General features: G+C 48.6%; 22 protein-coding genes. 8 read left to right on the top strand and 14 right to left on the bottom strand.

What is annotated here, in order from left to right; all coding sequences use genetic code 11:
* Positions 1-12 precede the first annotated feature (12 nt).
* Complete coding sequence (rpmA, locus tag BLV87_RS03305; RefSeq protein WP_093065387.1) at positions 13-285, bottom strand: 50S ribosomal protein L27; 273 nt, start codon at positions 283-285, stop codon at positions 13-15.
* 12 nt (positions 286-297) lie between these two features.
* Complete coding sequence (gene rplU, locus BLV87_RS03300) at positions 298-612, bottom strand: 50S ribosomal protein L21 (protein ID WP_093065385.1); 315 nt, start codon at positions 610-612, stop codon at positions 298-300.
* 165 nt (positions 613-777) lie between these two features.
* On the opposite strand from rplU, the gene ispB reads away from it, so the two are divergent.
* Together ispB and BLV87_RS03290 are read left to right on the top strand one after the other, a co-directional pair.
* Positions 778-1746: an octaprenyl diphosphate synthase gene (ispB, locus tag BLV87_RS03295; protein WP_093065383.1), complete on the top strand. Its 969-nt coding sequence runs from the start codon at positions 778-780 to the stop codon at positions 1744-1746.
* A complete protein-coding gene (locus BLV87_RS03290) occupies positions 1746-4064 on the top strand; it encodes a hybrid sensor histidine kinase/response regulator (RefSeq protein WP_093065381.1) in 2319 nt (772 codons plus the stop codon). Before ispB ends, BLV87_RS03290 begins: the two co-directional genes overlap by 1 nt.
* Before the next feature lie 3 nt (positions 4065-4067).
* Here BLV87_RS03290 and BLV87_RS03285 read toward each other — a convergent pair whose 3' ends face one another.
* The 3 genes from BLV87_RS03285 to BLV87_RS03275 are packed head-to-tail and all read right to left on the bottom strand — an operon-like array spanning position 4068 to position 6483.
* Positions 4068-4649, bottom strand: a complete 582-nt coding sequence (locus tag BLV87_RS03285) for a DUF3501 family protein (protein ID WP_093065379.1) — start codon at positions 4647-4649, stop codon at positions 4068-4070.
* 11 nt (positions 4650-4660) lie between these two features.
* Positions 4661-6004: a heterodisulfide reductase-related iron-sulfur binding cluster gene (locus BLV87_RS03280; RefSeq protein WP_093065377.1), complete on the bottom strand. Its 1344-nt coding sequence runs from the start codon at positions 6002-6004 to the stop codon at positions 4661-4663.
* 59 nt (positions 6005-6063) lie between these two features.
* Complete coding sequence (locus BLV87_RS03275) at positions 6064-6483, bottom strand: rubrerythrin family protein (protein WP_093065375.1); 420 nt, start codon at positions 6481-6483, stop codon at positions 6064-6066.
* 141 nt (positions 6484-6624) lie between these two features.
* Between BLV87_RS03275 and BLV87_RS03270 the strand changes: the two genes are divergently transcribed.
* The gene (locus tag BLV87_RS03270; protein ID WP_093065373.1) at positions 6625-7746 is read left to right on the top strand and encodes a DUF3530 family protein; all 1122 of its coding nucleotides are present in this window, start codon (positions 6625-6627) and stop codon (positions 7744-7746) included.
* A gap of 58 nt (positions 7747-7804) precedes the next feature.
* On the opposite strand, the gene BLV87_RS03265 is transcribed toward BLV87_RS03270, so the two are convergent.
* The 3 genes from BLV87_RS03265 to BLV87_RS03255 all read right to left on the bottom strand — a co-directional run bounded on the left by BLV87_RS03265 (position 7805) and on the right by BLV87_RS03255 (position 10047).
* Entirely contained in the window at positions 7805-8395 is a 591-nt protein-coding gene (locus BLV87_RS03265; protein WP_093065371.1) for a C40 family peptidase, read from the bottom strand.
* 298 nt (positions 8396-8693) lie between these two features.
* Entirely contained in the window at positions 8694-9512 is an 819-nt protein-coding gene (speD, locus tag BLV87_RS03260) for an adenosylmethionine decarboxylase (RefSeq protein WP_093065369.1), read from the bottom strand.
* 115 nt (positions 9513-9627) lie between these two features.
* A complete protein-coding gene (locus BLV87_RS03255) occupies positions 9628-10047 on the bottom strand; it encodes an OsmC family protein (RefSeq protein WP_093065367.1) in 420 nt (139 codons plus the stop codon).
* Between the two features lie 125 nt (positions 10048-10172).
* Between BLV87_RS03255 and BLV87_RS03250 the strand changes: the two genes are divergently transcribed.
* On the top strand, positions 10173-10415 hold the full coding sequence (locus BLV87_RS03250; RefSeq protein WP_093065365.1) for an HP1242/YdcH family protein: 243 nt from the start codon (positions 10173-10175) through the stop codon (positions 10413-10415).
* On the opposite strand, the gene gshB is transcribed toward BLV87_RS03250, so the two are convergent.
* From gshB to BLV87_RS03220, 6 genes are all read right to left on the bottom strand, one after another.
* Positions 10412-11380 (bottom strand): glutathione synthase, encoded by a 969-nt coding sequence (gshB, locus tag BLV87_RS03245; protein WP_217629928.1) that lies wholly within the window; start codon positions 11378-11380, stop codon positions 10412-10414. The two genes, BLV87_RS03250 and gshB, sit on opposite strands and share 4 nt — an antisense overlap.
* A gap of 25 nt (positions 11381-11405) precedes the next feature.
* Positions 11406-12413 (bottom strand): NAD(P)H-dependent glycerol-3-phosphate dehydrogenase, encoded by a 1008-nt coding sequence (locus tag BLV87_RS03240; RefSeq protein WP_093065363.1) that lies wholly within the window; start codon positions 12411-12413, stop codon positions 11406-11408.
* Complete coding sequence (gene secB, locus BLV87_RS03235) at positions 12410-12865, bottom strand: protein-export chaperone SecB (protein ID WP_093065361.1); 456 nt, start codon at positions 12863-12865, stop codon at positions 12410-12412. The genes BLV87_RS03240 and secB overlap by 4 nt, the downstream gene beginning before the upstream one ends.
* A 21-nt stretch (positions 12866-12886) precedes the next feature.
* Complete coding sequence (grxC, locus tag BLV87_RS03230; RefSeq protein WP_093065359.1) at positions 12887-13150, bottom strand: glutaredoxin 3; 264 nt, start codon at positions 13148-13150, stop codon at positions 12887-12889.
* Positions 13147-13572: a rhodanese-like domain-containing protein gene (locus tag BLV87_RS03225; protein WP_217629927.1), complete on the bottom strand. Its 426-nt coding sequence runs from the start codon at positions 13570-13572 to the stop codon at positions 13147-13149. The genes grxC and BLV87_RS03225 overlap by 4 nt, the downstream gene beginning before the upstream one ends.
* Before the next feature lie 97 nt (positions 13573-13669).
* Complete coding sequence (locus tag BLV87_RS03220; RefSeq protein ID WP_093065357.1) at positions 13670-14014, bottom strand: ArsR/SmtB family transcription factor; 345 nt, start codon at positions 14012-14014, stop codon at positions 13670-13672.
* Positions 14015-14193: 179 nt separating this feature from the next.
* Here BLV87_RS03220 and BLV87_RS03215 point away from each other — a divergent pair, with 179 nt between their 5' ends.
* The 4 genes from BLV87_RS03215 to moaC all read left to right on the top strand — a co-directional run bounded on the left by BLV87_RS03215 (position 14194) and on the right by moaC (position 18069).
* Entirely contained in the window at positions 14194-15426 is a 1233-nt protein-coding gene (locus tag BLV87_RS03215) for a murein hydrolase activator EnvC family protein (protein ID WP_093065355.1), read from the top strand.
* A 173-nt stretch (positions 15427-15599) separates the two neighbouring features.
* Positions 15600-17033 carry a S41 family peptidase gene (locus BLV87_RS03205; RefSeq protein ID WP_093065351.1) on the top strand — a complete coding sequence of 478 codons (1434 nt, stop codon included), beginning with the start codon at positions 15600-15602 and terminating at the stop codon, positions 17031-17033.
* Positions 17033-17584 carry a DJ-1 family glyoxalase III gene (locus tag BLV87_RS03200; RefSeq protein WP_093065349.1) on the top strand — a complete coding sequence of 184 codons (552 nt, stop codon included), beginning with the start codon at positions 17033-17035 and terminating at the stop codon, positions 17582-17584. The genes BLV87_RS03205 and BLV87_RS03200 overlap by 1 nt, the downstream gene beginning before the upstream one ends.
* Positions 17581-18069, top strand: coding sequence for a cyclic pyranopterin monophosphate synthase MoaC (gene moaC / locus BLV87_RS03195; protein ID WP_093065347.1), 489 nt, complete (start codon positions 17581-17583; stop codon positions 18067-18069). The genes BLV87_RS03200 and moaC overlap by 4 nt, the downstream gene beginning before the upstream one ends.
* The last annotated feature ends 44 nt before the right edge of the window (positions 18070-18113 follow it).

Here is an 18113-nt window from a genome sequence, read left to right as displayed (position 1 = left end):
AAGACGGAAGTCTTAAGCAGAGCAGCCTTCAACAGGTTGGATGCTTACAAACTTACGGTTTTCAGCGCCTTTTTGCTTGAAAACTACTACACCGTCTGCCTTGGCGAACAAGGTATGGTCTTTGCCAATACCTACGTTGTCACCGGCATGGAAGCGCGTGCCACGCTGGCGAACCAGAATGTTACCAGCCAGAACGAATTGACCACCAAAGCGCTTAACGCCAAGTCGTTTCGATTCTGAGTCGCGACCGTTGCGGGTACTACCGCCTGCCTTTTTGTGTGCCATTGCTGTCTCCCCTTACGCTGCTGAAATGCCAGTGATTTCGATTTGTGTCAGGTACTGGCGATGACCAGTACATTTCTGATGGTGCTTACGGCGGCGGAATTTCATGATCCGCACTTTGATGCCGCGAGTCTGGGCCACAACGTTTGCAGTTACTTTCGCGCCTGCAACGTAAGGTGCGCCGATTTGCACGGTGTCACCTTCCCCGACCATCAGGACATTATCGAAATCAATGTCTGCGCCTTCTTCTGCATCCAGTTTTTCAACGAAGATGCTGTCGCCTTGAGCGACGCGGTACTGTTTACCGCCGGTTACGATGACCGCATACATGATTCGATTCTCCAAAAAATGTCCTGTTAAAGAGCCGCAGGATTATACCGTCTACGCCCCTTCAGGTCAAACGCGAAATAAAATATTTCAAGGAGTTGCGCGTATCGCTTGACATAACGGGGGGGGCTTCCTAGCATTCGGGGCTTTACCGCAGCCTGCATAATCATGGATTTCAATACAATTCGCCAACTTGCCGATACCGACATGCAGGCAGTCAATGCTCTCATTCAGCGTCGTCTGCATTCTGATGTCGTGCTTATCAACCAACTCAGCCATTACATTATCGGCAGTGGGGGTAAACGCTTGCGCCCATTGCTGGCGTTATTGGTTGCTCGCGCCTGCGGGTATCAGGGGGAACGGCATGTCGATATTGCCGCGATTGTGGAATTTATCCACACCGCGACGCTGCTGCATGACGATGTGGTGGATGAATCCGACATGCGCCGTGGCAAGGAAACCGCCAATAACGTGTGGGGTAATCAAGCCGCTGTGCTGGTGGGGGATTTCCTGTATTCGCGCTCGTTTGAAATGATGGTGGACGTGGGCAGTATGCGCGTGATGGAAATTCTCTCCACCACCACCAATGTGATTGCGGAAGGCGAAGTATTGCAATTGCTTAACTGCCACGATCCTGACACGTCCGAAGCGCGTTACATGGAAGTCATCCATTCCAAAACCGCGAAACTGTTTGAAGCAGCGTGTCAGTTAGGCGCAGTGCTGACTGGATTGAGTACGGAACACGAAGAGGCGATGGCAAAATATGGGATGCACTTAGGCACAGCGTTCCAGTTAGTCGATGACGTGCTGGATTACACCGCTGATGCCGAGGAAATGGGCAAAAATGTGGGTGATGATTTAGCCGAAGGTAAGCCGACCTTGCCGCTGATTATTGCGATACAACGCAGCGATGCGGCGACGGCTGGCATACTCCGCAGTGCGATTGAGCAGGGTGGATTGGATCAGATTGATGTGATTATGCAGGCGATTACCGATACCAAGGCGATTGATTACACGCTGGAACGCGCCAAAGGTGAAACCGAAAGTGCGATTGCCAGCTTACAATGCCTGCCAGATAGCGACTATCGGCAGGCATTGGAATCACTGGCGTGGTTTGCTATTAACCGTAGCCATTGATGAAGCAGGCCACGCCATTGTCTTGGTTGGCGGGCTTGCTGCTGTTTTTTCTCAGTCATGTAGTGGCGGCTGACACCTCAACATTAATCCTCACGGATAGCCAGGACACGGTTTCCGCCGCACCCTTTATGGCAGTATTGGAAGACCCGTCACGGCAATTAACCCTGCAACAGGTTACATCAGCGGCATTTGACGAAAAATTTACCGTAAACACCAGCCAAAACGCCCCCAGTTTCGGCAGAAGTCGCTCGGCGTATTGGGTACGTTTTACGTTAATCAACCAGTCCAGCCTGAAATGGTACGCCTTGTCCGATGCATTCCTAGAGGATGAATACGACTTTTATCTGCTATCCGAGGGACAAGACGTAACAGCCCAATACGCCGCACCCGTTACCAACTATCGCCGCCCCGCTTGGTCACTGGCACTCCCCCGCGCCATGCCTCTACAAATTTACGTGCGGGCAACCAATGGCGATTCCGCGTTTCGCTTGCCGGTAGAATTGGTCACAGCGGATGCGATGCTGGAACGCAGTAAACAAAATTATCGTCTCTACGCCGCCATTTACGGTGCAATGTTGGTGTTGGCAGCTTACAACCTGTTTTTGTTTTTTGCGTTGCGTGAAATTAGCTATTTGTCACTGGTGGTGCATATTCTTGCAATGACTGCGGTTGCACACCTCTCCAATCCAGTATTTGAGGGGATTGGATTCCTCCACGACACCGGCTCGCATTTTTTCACGACACCGTTGTATATCGCGATTATATCCTTTTGCCTGTTTACACAACAATTGCTGCAAACCAAATACCAAACACCGCGCCATCACCAATTGTTAAACGCGCTGATAGGGGTATGCCTACCCCTGATTCTGATAACAGGCTGGATCCCCGGCGGCACATTGGTTGTCAATAGCATAAGCATGATTACAATGCTCGTGCTGTTTAGCACCAGTATCACTGCGTTACGCCAAGGCGGTCGCATTGCCCGTTACTTTTTTAGTATTTTTTTCTTTGTGCTATTTTTGGTCGCACCCAATGTCTTAGTGCTGACGTTCAATGTGACACACTGGGATGTCAAAGCGTTTTACGTCACTGCGATGCCAATAGGACACCTGATTTTTTTGCTGTTGCTATCCGTTATCCAAATGGAAAAAGTCAGGACATTGCGTGAAGCCATGCAGCGCACTGCCGCTGCGAATCAAGCCAAAAGCAGCTTTCTGGCAACCATCAACCACGAATTGCGCACCCCGCTCAACGCCATTACCAGCTTAGGCACACTATTACGCCTCACCACGCTCACCCCCAAACAAGCAGAGTATGTCACGCAACTTGAGCAAACCTCCCAACACATGTCACGCTTAATGGGCAATGTGTTAGACATCGCCAAAATTGAAAGCAATAGTTTGGAACTACAGCAAGAACCCTTTCAACTGAGCATTGTCATGCGCCAAGTGCATGATTTAACCAATAATCAGGCGCAGAAAAAAGGCTTGTCGTTGGTATTTATCGGGCATGATGCCATCCCAGAAACGTTACTGGGCGACCGCTTACGCTTAACGCAAATCCTGACCAATTTACTGCAAAATGCGCTGCGTTATACCGTCGAAGGCTCGGTCACGTGTACAGTGCAACGCCATGCGACAGCAGAACCACGGCAATTACGCCTGTCTTTTTCGGTGCGTGATACGGGGATTGGCATTGCTGCTGAAAAATTACCGACGATTTTTGATGAATTTACCCAAGCCAAACCAACCTCCAACCTTTCACAGGACGGTATCGGCTTAGGGCTGGCGATTAGCAGCCGCCTCGTCACCTGTTTAGGCGGAAAATTAGCGGTTGAAAGTACTGTGGGTCAAGGCAGCCATTTTTTCTTCACATTGCCTTTTTACATCGCCCATACCGAAGCATCAGTAGCACATCAACCACTGTGCCAACTACCGCAGGGTATCCGCATTTTATTGGTCGATGACGAATTTATGAACCGTTTGCTGGGTTATGAGCTATTAAGTGCTCAAGGCGGCAAAGTGGAAGTCGCCGCAGACGGGCAAAGTGCGTTGCTTTACTTGCAACAGCACGCATTTGATGTGGTATTACTCGATATTAACCTGCCCGACATGAGCGGCTTTGAGGTGTTGCAATGGATACGCCAACATTCTCCCAACGCTAACATTCCTGTGATCGCCTTAACCGCGCATACGAATGCTGACATTAAGCAACAATGCCTTTCGGCGGGGATGAATGGCTTTTTAAACAAACCGTCGGACTGGCAACGGTTGTGTCAAATCATCCTCAAGGCGGTTAACCGTGAGGATGATGGTTAGGGCTTAGCCCAAATCCGCCGCCAGCGACGCCCGCGAAGCTTCGCCCAAAGTCACGGTATACGTGTAATTCGGGTGCTCAATCCCCATCTGAATTGACGCACCTTCTTTCACGGAAGCCACCATAATCGGGGTCAACTCAAAGCGCGTAAAATGCACTGCTGAGGTTTTCTCCTCGGTTTCGCGTTCCAAATCTTCATTGGCAATCGCGCAAACCTTGTCGAAACCCGCCACCTGCACCCACGTATGCCGCTCGATCCCGATCAGCCGCCCCAGTTGCACCTTGCGCTCTTCCACATCGGAAAACTCCACCATGAAGGTCGCTTTCCAGTTCGAGCCATCGGGAATCAACGGGTTATAAGACTCCAGTTCCTCATTAATGCCAGCGGACTCGAAAATCTTCTCAATCCGCAGCATTTCCTGAATCTGGTATTGCATGGTCAAGCGGTCTTCAAAATACAGCGTCGCATTCGGGCCGATATGTATTTTGCGGTCAGCTTTGTGCGCCATCACCTTCTCACGGAAGGCTTTACGCTCGATTGAATACTGTTCCAGACTCAGCAAGTCTGCACGGGTCAACTTTTCCATCATCACTCTCCTTACAAACCGTAAGCAATGCGTAACATGGTCAGCGGATGCGTTGGCGGAGGCATACCCTCATCCAACCCATTCTCGATTTGATGCCCAGCCATTGGGCAATCACTGCCGTAATAATCCGGCTTGGCTTGTTTCACTTTGCCAAACAGCGGGCGGCAAATTTTCATCGAAATATCATGGAATTCGCTTTTCACCGCATACGTGCCGTCATGCCCGGAACAACGTTCCAGCAATTCCAACTTGGTATCCGGCACTAACTCCAGCAGTTCGCGGGTTTTGTAACCGATGTTCTGCACCCGCAAATGGCAAGCCGTGTGGTAACTGACTTTCCCCAACGGTTTCTTGAAGTCGGTATTTAATTTGCCTTCCTTGTGACGCAGCATCAGGTACTCGAATGGGTCGAAAATGCGCCCTTTCACCGTCTGTACATCAGCATCATCGGGGAACATCAACGGCAATTCCTGCTTAAACATCAGCACACACGACGGCACAGGGCCGACAATATCCCAGCCTTCATTGATGAGTTTCATCATTGCCGGAATATTCACATCTTTCGCTGCTGCAACGGATTCCAAGTCGCCCAATTCCAATTTGGGCATTCCACAGCATTGCTCTTTGTTCAGCAATGTCACCGGAATCGCGTTGTATTCAAACACCTTACGCAAATCTTCGACGATATGCGGCTCGTTGTAATTGCCGTAGCAGGTGGCAAAAATCGCCACTTTGCCCGTGGTACGCCCCGCTGCCACCGCTTTGGATTCATCCAAAGTCTTATAACGCGCCACACGGGCACGCCCTTTGTCGCTGTGATAAGACGGTATTTTCGCCTGCGGATGCACACCCAACACTTTGTCGAGTTGTTGACGGAAGGCGGGGTTCTGATTCACTTTATTAACGATGCCAGCAACGACAGGAATTCCTGCCAGCTTGCCGACCATATCGGTGGAACTCAGCACCTTGTCGCGGAATTTAGTATCACCCTTCTTGAACTTCACCGCTTTGGCACGCAGCATCAGGTGCGGAAAGTCGATATTCCATTCGTGTGGCGGAATATACGGGCATTTGGTCATGTAACACAGGTCACACAGATAACAGTGATCCACGACCTTCCAATAATCTTTTTTATCAACGCCATCCACTTCCATCGTGGAGGACTCATCTACCAAATCGAATAAGGTGGGGAAAGAATTGCACAGGCTGACGCAACGGCGACAACCGTGACAGAGATCAAAGACGCGCTCCATTTCATGCATGACCGCATCTTCGTTATAAAATTCGGGGTTTTTCCAGTCGAGAGCATGACGGGTGGGGGCTTGAAGGCTGCCTTCGCGTATCGGGGTTGCCATGTTTGTTGTTCTCCGTTGAGGGGTGTAGGGGCGAATAATCATTCGCCCCTACCAAGACATTAAGCGTCCAGATTATCCAGTGCTTTCTGGAAACGGTTGGCGTGTGAACGCTCCGCTTTAGCCAGTGTCTCAAACCAATCAGCGATTTCGTCGAAACCTTCTTCACGAGCGTCTTTTGCCATACCAGGGTACATGTCAGTGTACTCGTGGGTTTCGCCAGCGATAGAGGCTTTCAGGTTAGCAGCAGTCGGGCCGATTGGCAGACCGGTGGCTGGGTCGCCAGAAGCTTCCAAGTATTCCAAGTGACCGTGTGCGTGACCGGTTTCACCTTCCGCAGTGGAACGGAATACGCTGGCGACATCGTTGTAGCCTTCAACGTCGGCTTTGGCTGCGAAATAGAGGTAACGGCGGTTGGCTTGTGATTCACCAGCGAAGGCATCTTTCAGATGCTGTTCTGTCTTACTTCCCTTCAGTTCCATGCATGGACTCCTCGGTTGTATGGTTGATTAAACTTCTTGGAGCATTATACTCTAAGTGAAAGTATCGCCCACTTCCAATCGTATATTGTGAATGTTTCATTCGATTTAACCAAACACTGACCCATTGAGGAGATGAGGAACATGAAAGTTGCCGCAGCCGTTTACACGCTTGCCTCCGTTGTGGTACTGGCCTTGATGGTCATGCGCCCGGCCGTGAATATTGACAGTCCTGCTCAAGAGACAGCCAACACCCCTGCGCCTGAAGCAGTAGCGGGCGAGGCCGTACCTGTGACCATGCCAACCGTCTCCCCCACTGCGGACACCCCATCACCAAGCGCACCACCTGCCTCCGCCGTTGCGCCTGTGCCAATGAGCGAATCCACACCAGCAGTTGTAGCACCGCCAGTAATGCCTCCGCCTTCGACAGTGGCTCCGATGCCTGCCGCGCCATCAGCCCCCGTTCCCGCACCTTCCGAACCAAATCACTTGGAAGAAAAAAAAAATGATGTAGCACCACCTGCTGCGAACAAACCTGCACCGGATGCGAACACTGCTCCTGATTACGCCCGTGAGCAACGCCTTGCGAGTGAAATCCGTGACACAATCATGGAAGGCGAGGTAATTAGCCTAAACGACGGTGCGCAGAATTTCATGGGCATCCTTACCTCAGCAGAACAACCGCGTGGGGCAGTTATCATTTTGCACGGACGTGGCTATCACCCTGACTGGGAAGATGTTGCGCACCCCTTACGGGTAGGTTTGGTGGCAAAAGGCTGGACAACCCTATCCTTGCAAATGCCCGTCTTAGAAAAAGAAGCCAAGTATTATGATTACGTGCCGCTGTTCGCCAATTCAGACAAACGCATTAACGCGGGCATAGCCTTTTTGAAACAACAGGGTATGACCAAAATCGTGCTGGCTGCTCACAGTTGCGGGGCACACATGGCGATGAATTGGGTAGACACGACTGGCGGGCGTGACCTTGCCGCTTACGTGGGGTTAGGCATGGGGGCGACCGATTATGAACAGGATTTACTGCACCCGTTCCCGCTGGATAAATTATCCATACCGGTATTGGATGTGTATGGTGAAAAAGACTTCCCACAAGTGCTCAGCCTTGCCCCAGAACGCCAAGCACTAATCCAGAAGGCAGGCAATACGCATTCCAAACAAATGGTGTTACCCGATGCCGATCACTATTACAAAGACAAGGGCGATGCGCTCACGGCTGTGGTCGCCAACTGGCTAAACAGCTTGCCGTAATGACAAGCATCCAAATGAAAAAGACCGCCTTAACAGCGGTCTTTTTTAGAGGAACAATTTAGGAATAAGCAGGCTTACAAGCGCCCGGAATACGCCCGAAGCCCACGAGCTTATTAGCCCAGTAGCCTTGCAGCTTATCCGTTGTAATCGCTTTGCCAGTACGTGGGGCATGAACGAATTTCTCATCGCCCAAATAAATACCAACGTGACTAATACGCTTGCCACTGGTTTTGAAGAAAACCAAATCGCCTTTGCTGGCTTCATGCTTAGGAATTTTGACTGATGCTGCGTATTGATCAGCAGCCGTGCGCGGTAAAGAAACCCCAGCACCTTGTTCAAAAGCGAACTGTGTCAAACCACTGCAATCAAAGCCTGTTTTAGGACTTTCACCACCGTAACGATACATTTTGCCCTTCTGCTTCTCAGCATTCCATACCACACGATCTAACAAACTGGTATCACGTGAGGACTGAACAGGTATCCGCGCCACATTTGCTACGTTATTTTTGGAATGCGCAAACTGTGCGGTATATACCTTGGCTTGTTCTGCTTCCGCAGTTTTAACATTTTCAGAATTACAGCCAGCCAGTAACAATGCCACAGCCCCTACGCTTAACAGGGCTAACGGCTTTACACTAACACTACTCATAATCTCTTGTATAACCTTTTCAGCGTTCTTTCGTATAGAACAATGTTGTTTTATGACGTTTTTTACACACTACATAACGTCATAGGGCGAACGTTAACAGAGTATCTACAACCAAAACAACTATAACGATCAACATTTAATCAAATCAATTATTGAATCTTTCAATTGTTTTAATTTTACCAATTTGTTGCCATTAAACAACAAATTGGCTTGTTTTGATCGTTCAGTATTCACAACAAAGACTACATCAGCAACACTTACTGCGAGCCCCAGCAGCTATATACAGGCATTTTCTTTATTACAAACTACCTGTATTTCTACCGTAAAAAATCTCTTTCATTTCTTTGCGTAACTGCATTTCGATTTGTTTCAAATCTTTTTCAAAATAGTCATTTTTTCCAAGACCAAACAAATAGTTATCCAGTTCAAACTCCTTCAACATCATTTTAGTGTGAAAGATATTTTCCTGGTAAACATTCACATCCAACATGGAATAATTACGTTTTGTTTCGGGTGACAAGAAGTTTTGGATAGAGTTGATCTTATGGTCGATGAAGTGCTTTTTGCCTTTCACATCACGGGTAAAACCACGCACCCGATAGTCCATAATGACAATATCGGACTCTAAACTATGTATTAAGTAATTCAATGCTTTCAGCGGCGAGATACGGCCGCATGTCGATACATCAATATCCGCACGGAATGTACTAATCCCATTATCAGGGTGACTTTCCGGGTAGGTATGTACCGTCAGGTGGCTTTTATCCAGATGTGCCACCACATCTTCTGGATAAGGGCCGGGGCGTGCCGAAGTCGATGCACTGATTTTTTCTTCTGACAGAACAGGTTCTTCCGAAACCAGAATAGTGACACTCGCGCCTTGGGGATCGTAATCCTGACGAGCCACGTTCAAAATATTAGCACCGATGATGTCCGCCACATCCGTGAGGATTTTGGTCAAACGGTCAGCATTGTATTCTTCATCAATGTACGCGAGGTATTCTTCACGGTGAGCCGGACTCCTTGCGTAGCAGATGTCGTAAATGTTAAAACTTAAGGTTTTAGTCAGGTTATTAAACCCGTGCAGGCGAATCTGCTTTTGATGACGCTCAACCAATTCTGATCATCCTCTTTATCAGGCGTAGCATAAAAAAATCAGCCAGTTGACCAACAACTGGCATGGGAGTGAACTATGCAAAACTATGCCCCCGCGTGCAAGTGAAATAAATACTTCATGCAGACTCAATTACCTCAAAATCATGAGTAATTTCAGCGGTTTTTCCCAACATAATTGACGCGGAACAATATTTTTCTGCGGATAATTTAACCGCACGCTCTACCTTTTCCCCTGATAAGTTACGTCCACTGACCATAAAGTGCAGGTGAATGCGGGTAAAGACCTTGGGATCTTTATCTACACGTTCTGCCTCAATGTGCACTTCACAGTCTAACACCTGTTGTTTAGACTTTTGCAGGATCAGCACCACATCAAACGATGAGCACCCCCCCAAACCCAACAACAACATTTCCATCGGACGCATCCCAAGATTTCGCCCTCCAAACTCAGGCGCACCATCCATGACAACGGAATGCCCACTGTCAGACTCGCCGACGAAACTCATGTTATCCAACCACTTTACTCTGGCTTTCATGCTAGGCTCCCGTTATAAGCAAAAGCGAATTCTAGCACAGTCCAGAACTTGACTTAACTCACACGCCATACCCTAGTATTGTGATAGCCTGAAACAGTAATTTAATGAATAAAGGAGCGTAACGAATGTTTGGAGAATCTCACGATCTCGCCACTGAATTTCCCGAATACAAAGAGCAGATTCATCACTTAAAAATGAATGATCGGCACTTTGCACGCTTATTTGACGACTACCACGAAGTTGACGGGCAACTGCACCGGATTGAACAAGAAATCGAAGTCCACGCTGACGAGTTTGTTGAAGGTCTGAAGTTACGTCGTCTGCACCTTAAAGATGAGCTGTACGGCATATTGCAACAAACGGCCTAAACACTGTTTGCCAGCCTGCACTCAACCGCGTCCCAGAGCAGGCTGGCAATATTAGCGGAATAAAGGGTATCCAGCTCACGGATACAGGTCGGGCTAGTGACATTAATCTCAGTCACATAATCACCAATGACATCCAAGCCCACAAACAACAGCCCCATTTCCCGCAGAACAGGCGCAATCCCCGCACAGATGGCGAATTCACGCTCAGTCAAATCAACGCCAACCCCTGTACCACCGGCAGCTAAATTGGCACGTCCCTCACCTTCCGCTGGAATTCTAGCCAAAGCATGAGGAAATGGCTCCCCATCAATCAGCAAGATACGTTTATCGCCTTGTTTATATTCAGGTAAAAATCGTTGAGCCATGACGGTGCGTGTGCCGTGCGCGGTAATTGCCTCCAGAATCACATTGCTATTCGGATCGCCCTGTTTAATCTGGAAAATCATCGAACCGCCCATGCCATCCAAGGGCTTCACCACAATGTGTTGCTGTTGCGCCAAAAACTCGCGGATACGCGCCATATCACGGGTCACACGCGTGGGGGGGCAATATTCAGGAAACCATGCGGTAAATAACTTCTCATTTGCACTCCGAATGCTATCCGGGCGATTCACTACCAAAGTACCGCGTTTTTGCACCAATTCCAGCAAATAAGTACTGTATATATACTCCATATCAAACGGTGGATCTTTACGCATCAACACCACGGGCAATTCATGCAGCGGCCTCACCAACGCCCCACCTAGCGAAAACCAACCCTGTGGATTATCTGTTACCGTCACGGGATTCATCTTGGCATACACAACCCCATCATCCACAAACAAATCGCCTTGCAAGATATGGAACAAGGGACAACCACGGCGCTGAGCTTCCAGCATCATAGCAAAGGTACTGTCTTTTTTAATGTTGATGCTGCTGATCGGATCCATGATGATACCGATAGCGTAAGTTGGTGAGGTGCTCATGCGTGAACCCCTGATTAGTAGATGATCAGAACTCCGCTTTCAAATCACGGGAAAGCAGTTCGTTTACGGCCTGTTTGGGCGGCAAGTGCTCATAAAGAATACGGTAAACTTGTTGGCAAATAGGCATTTCCACCCCAGCACGTTCAGCCAGTTTGCCGATGGAAAGCGCTGATTTAGCCCCCTCCACCGCTTGACCAATCTCAGCAATTGCAGCATCCCGGCTTTTGCCTTGTCCTAATGCCAAACCCAAACGCCGATTGCGCGACTGGTTATCAGTGCAAGTCAGTACCAAATCACCGACACCGGCTAAACCCATTAACGTTTCGGGTTGTGCGCCGAGCTTTGCGCCCAAACGCATGATTTCTGCCAATCCGCGTGTCACAATTGCCACCCGCGCATTCGCACCAAAGCCTAAACCATCGGAAATACCTGCCGCAATCGCCAAGACATTTTTCACCGCCCCCCCCAATTCCACCCCTAACACATCGTTACTGATGTAAGCGCGGTAATTCGCCGCACTAAACGCCGCAGCAACAGCTTGTGCCAACATAGGCTGATTCGCTGCCACGGTCATGGCAGTCGGCAGGCCACGCGCCACTTCAGCAGCAAAGGTAGGACCGGACACCACACCATAAGCGCGGCATTGCGGTAATTCCTCTTCCAGCACCTGATGCAGCAACTTACCCGTTTCCAGTTCCAAGCCTTTGGTCGCCCACAGAACCGCAGCGTCAGCGTTCAATAAGGGAGAAAGTTTCCGCAACATTTCACGGAACACATGACTCGGCACAACCACCAAATGGTAATCCGCAAACGCCGCCACCGTTGGCAAATCATCCGAACAATGGAGCTTATCAGGAAAAGGAATACCGGGCAGGTAATGCGCATTTTCACGTTGCCGATTAAGGTTTTCAACGTGTGTAGCATTAATATCCCATAACAGCACATCCAGCCCATTACGCGCCAATTGCAGCGCTAACGCGGTTCCCCATGAACCCGCGCCGTAAACCGCGACAGACTGGATGCGCTCACTCATGCAGCGCCAGCTTTCGCTTGCTCTTCCTGTAAACGGCGAGCATACAAAGCATCGAAATTGATTGGGGACAAATGCAATTCAGGGAAACTGCCTTTAGAAACCATCCCCGCAATCACTTCACGTGCATACGGAAACAGAATATTCGGACAATAAGCAGCTAACAAATGGTTGAGTTGCTCGGCTCCATAGCCCTGAATGAAGAATACGCCCGCTTGCTTGACTTCAACCAAAAAGGCAGTTTTTTCATCACTTTTCACCGTGATAGTAATGAACAGCTCTACTTCGTAATTATCGTTAGCGAGGGTATTGACCTTGGTATTCAAATCCAGATTGGTATTGGGGTTCCACTCTTGGGTGAAAATCGCAGGTGAATTAGGTGCTTCAAACGACACATCTTTAACGTAGATGCGTTGAATAATAAATTGTTGCTCTTGTGGTTGAGCTTCGCTCATAGCATACCCCTACAAATGGATTTAAGATTCAAATAGCAAGGCATCAAGTTTGCCCGCACGGTCTAAAGCCGCCATGTCATCATAACCACCGATAGATAAATCACCAATGAATATTTGCGGAACCGTATCACGCTGACTCAGACGCTCCATTTCCGCCCAAAGTTCAGCGTCACTCCCCACACTAATCTCTTCGTACTCAATGCCTTTACGCTTGAGCAACATCCGCGCCCGCAGACAATACGGGCAAAAAAGCGTGGCATACATGCGTACTGGGCGCTGCTTCATCGTTTACTTACCGGAAGATTGGCTGACTCCCACGCCATAATGCCGCCAGCCAAGTTACTTACGTTTTCAAAACCGGCTTTTGTCATCACACTGCAAGCATGGGCAGAACGGCTACCACTGCGGCAATAAACAAGAACAGGTTTCGTTTTAGCCTGCTCCAGCTCCACCATGCGTTTTTTTAGTTGCCCTAATGGAATGTGTTTAGCACCTTTGATTTTGCCGCTATTCACTTCGTTATCTTCGCGCACGTCAATAACCACAGAACCGTCCTGATTGAGGATCTGCACGGCTTGAGTGGTATTAACTTGTTTATATTTGCGGGTGAAGCGGCTGATCTCTGACCAGATGATCATACCTAAGATAGCAACCAACCCCATAACCAATAAGGGGTGACTACGGGCGAAAACGATATACTCTTCCACATTAAACCCTTCAGCTACGAACAGTGGCTAAAGATATACATCACAAAGAAGCAGGTAAACCCCTAATCACAGGTTTTTGGTAATAGTCAGCCGATAGTCAATGCGGAGCGCTGCAAAAAACTTCCTGCATCATACTGATAAGGCGCAAGGTACGGTAATCACCAACACGATAATAAACACGATTTGCATCTTTACGTGACGCCAAAATACCTTTATCCCGCAAAATAGCTAAATGCTGAGAAATATTGCTTTGAGACGTACCCACATTATCAACGATATCTTGTACACTAACCTCTTTATCACCCAAAACACACAAAATTTTCAAGCGTAACGGATGTGAAATCGCTTTCAAAGAACGGGAAGCACGGTCGATGTCTTCTTCCTTGACCAACATATCTTCAATCGTGAAGTCACACTTACTGCCGAGAGCAATGCTACCCATAGATGTCCTCATCGAAAATGGTATTTTTTAAGTTGCTGTCTTTGAAAAGCACTATACAACAGGCAACTACAGTATATTAGTATAGACAAATACAATAATATACCCTATTGCATTCCGTGTCATCCCTTTCTTATGGTAGACTCGTTGGCATTATAGACCCCTAAGAATGCTGACAAACGGTGAAATTTTACTTACTACCACTCGCCACCCTACTGCTTGCCTGGAGCAGCACGAGCATTGCTGACACCCAAAAACAACAGCAGTTACAGCGCGATATTCGCCAGCTTTCCAACAGTTTACAAAACCAGAAAAGTGAATCTCGCGAGTTGCAGGAAGAAGTCACGCAACTTGAGAAAAAGCTAGGTGACATTTCTGACAAGTATTATCAGACAGAAAAAAAGATCGAGGCGACACTGGTCAAACTAGAAGACTCTGCCCGTAAACAGCAAAAACTGGATGCGGAACTCGCCTCACAGAAATCCGGTCTCGCTCAGCAATTACAGGCGCTATATACCGCTGGAGAACAATCACATCTGCGTTTGCTGCTGCGCCAAGATGAACCTTCGGATATCAGCCGCACCATCCGCTACTTCGAGTACTTAAATGACAATCGCGTCACCCGTATTCAAAGCGTTCAAAAAACGCTAAAAGAGCTTGACGCCGTGCGCACCACGATTGAAACCGATAACGCCCAACTACAAACGCTTAACAAAACCTTGGAGCAACAAAAAGTCGATATTGAAAGTACGCTCAAAGCACGCTCCAATGCCTTAATCAATGTGAAAAGCGACATCCGCACCACTGAGAAAAAGCTGAGCAAACTGAAAGCGGAAGAGGCGAGTCTACAAGCCGTCGTCGATCGCTTAGCCGCACGTAAGGCAGCAGAAAGCGTGCAAGAAACAACACCGAAAACAGAAGCATCTCGCCCTCAACAAGCAGCGACCAACACCAAGAAAAACACTCCTGCTAAGCAAGCATCTCCAGAAGAATCACCTCAACCCGTCAATACCCGCTCAAATCAAGCATTTTCAACACTACGGGGTAAACTACCTTGGCCAGTGAATGGTAAAATCATCCACAGCTATGGCTCATCCCGTAATGAAAAACAACGGTGGCGCGGTGTTGTCTTAGCGGCTCCTGGCGGCAGCAAAGTCAAAGCGATCGCCAAAGGCAGAGTCGCCTTTTCAGGCTGGATGGATGGTTACGGGCATTTAATCATCATTGAACACGACAACAATTACATGAGCCTTTACGGCTATAATCGTGCGGTATATAAGAGAGAAGGGGCTAACGTCAGTGCTAACGAAACCATTGCAGCCGTAGGTAACTCCAGCGGGCAAAGCCGAGATGCCCTGTATTTTGAAATCAGGCAGGGTACAACCCCACAAAATCCAGCACGCTGGTGCCGTTAAAGCAAACCGATAATAATTTTACAATTCACCATTTTTACAACAACAAAGTGCATTTCTGCCACACAGTGGTAAACTGGCATCGTTTTGCAAATCACACTGTAAACGCAACGCCGCAACAAAATAATTCTGCTGACAGGGACGTCAGCAGCCAAAATATTTGGAGAGAAACGATTATGCATACACGTTACCGCGTTCTGGCTGGCACTATGGCTGGCGTATTGATTGGTGTTACTACCAGCATCAGCCTCAATGTGTTCGCTTTCCGGCAAACGGTCGAGAACTCTCCGCCGTTAGATGAGTTGCAACAATTTTCCGAGGTGTATTCCCGCATCAAAGACAACTATGTTGAAGACGTCAAAGACAAAGACCTGATGACCAATGCCATCAGAGGAATGCTCAGCAACCTTGACCCACACTCCGCCTATCTGGACGAGGAAGAGTTCAAGGAGTTGCAAGTCGGCACTAGCGGTGAATTTGGCGGTTTAGGTATCGAAGTCGGCATGGAAGACGGCTTCGTAAAAGTTATCTCCCCTATTGATGACACCCCTGCACAAAAAGCTGGCTTACAAGCAGGCGACTTAATCATCCGTCTAGACGAAACCCCAGTGAAAGGCATGACCCTAAACGATGCTGTTAAATTGATGCGTGGCAAACCCGGCAGCAACATTGACCTAATGATCGTCCGCGAAGGTAAAGACAAACCCTTCAAAGTCAGCATCAAGCGTGACATCATCCAAGTAAAAAGCGTCAAGCAACGCATTCTGGAACCAGGTTACGGTTATCTCCGCATCACCAGCTTCCAAGCCAAAACCACCGAAGCCTTATTGGAAGGCATTGAAGCCCTGAAAAAAGAAAACAAAGGCAATTTACGCGGCTTAATCCTTGACTTACGTAATAATCCCGGTGGTGTGCTAAATGCTGCCGTAGGGGTATCCGATGCATTTCTTGATTCGGGTAAGATTGTGTATACCGAAGGACGTGTCGAAGATGCCAAAATGGAATACAGCGCCCAAAAAGGCGATGCCATCGACAATGCCCCCATTGTTGTGCTAGTCAACCAAGGCTCAGCGTCTGCCTCTGAAATTGTGGCTGGCGCACTCAAAGACCATAAGCGGGCGCTGATTGTTGGGCAAAAAACCTTTGGCAAAGGCTCAGTACAAACTGTCTTGCAATTGGATGAGAAAACAGCAGTCAAACTCACCACTGCACGCTACTTCACCCCTTCTGGGCGCTCCATCCAAGCAGAAGGCATTGCGCCTGACATTGAACTCAAAGCACTTAAAGTGAAAGAAGACGCCGAAGACACTGACGAAATACTCGATCCGGTATCAGAAGCCAATTTAAGCAAACACCTCAGCAACCCCAACGGTAAAGATCAATCCGAGACAGAGGCCAAACCCACCGAAGAAAAGCCAGAAGCAGCACCGGTTAAATCAGAGGAAAAAGCAGACAAAGCCAGTGAAGCCGACAAAGCCAAATCACCCCTGGCGGAAGACGACTATCAGCTCTTTGAAACACTGAACATTCTTAAAGGCATGGATTTAGTACAAACACGCTTAAAACCTGAACCCGCCACAGCAGAAGCCAGTAATGGCAAGGTCATGTAATGCCTAAAGCACTGATTCCACTAGCAGACGGCTGCGAAGAGTTGGAAGCTGTCACCCTGATTGACTTGCTCAGACGTGCCTCTATCGAGGTAATCACTGCCAGCCTGAAAGATGCTCCCGTGCATTGCTCACGCGGCACAAGATTGCTAGCTGACTGCTTATTGGATGACGTTTTAGAGCAACACTTCGACTTATTTGTGCTTCCCGGCGGCCTGCCGGGAGCCGATAACTTAAATACGGATGCTCGCATTCACACATTAATACGCCGACTGGAGGCTGAAGGCTGCTATATTGCAGCTATTTGTGCCGCTCCCAAAGTATTGGTTGAAAATGGCATCCTCAAGGGGCGCACATTAACGGCTTACCCCGGCTCTCTTGCTGCTATCGACACGAGTCATGTACATCTGACTCAACAACCGATAGTTATAGATGGCAAGGTCATTACATCGCGTGGCCCCGGCACTGCCATGGATTTTAGCTTACAGCTTATCGAGCTATTGACAGATAAGACTGTCCGTGACCGAGTGGAAGCAGGTTTACAACGCCCATGAATGACCAACTCACCCATTTCAATACCCAGGGACAAGCACACATGGTTGATGTTGGGGAAAAACATTTCACCCACCGCATCGCTGTGGCGGAAGGGCGCATCGACATGCAACCACAAACCTTGGAAAAAATCCTGCAAGGCGACCATAAAAAAGGTGATGTACTGGGTATTGCCCGCATTGCAGGCATTATGGCAGCAAAAAAAACGGCCGACTTGATTCCACTGTGCCACCCGCTCGCCCTGACCAAAGTCGACATTGAATTGACCCCTCAGACAAGTACAGCATCCGTCCACTGCTGCGTCAGCGTAGAAACACGTGGGCAAACCGGTGTAGAGATGGAAGCACTGACCGCAGTACAAATCACCTTACTCACCATTTACGATATGTGCAAAGCCATTGACAAAGGTATGTCGATGGAAGGCATTCGTCTGCTGCAAAAATCCGGTGGAAAATCCGGGGATTGGACTCACCCTGCAACATCATAGCCTGCGATATAAAGGAAAACATACTTTTTAGGGCATTACGGCTA

It is taken from the genome of Thiothrix caldifontis (genome assembly GCF_900107695.1).
Lineage (GTDB): Bacteria > Pseudomonadota > Gammaproteobacteria > Thiotrichales > Thiotrichaceae > Thiothrix > Thiothrix caldifontis.
This window is presented reverse-complemented; position numbering and strand designations above follow the sequence as displayed.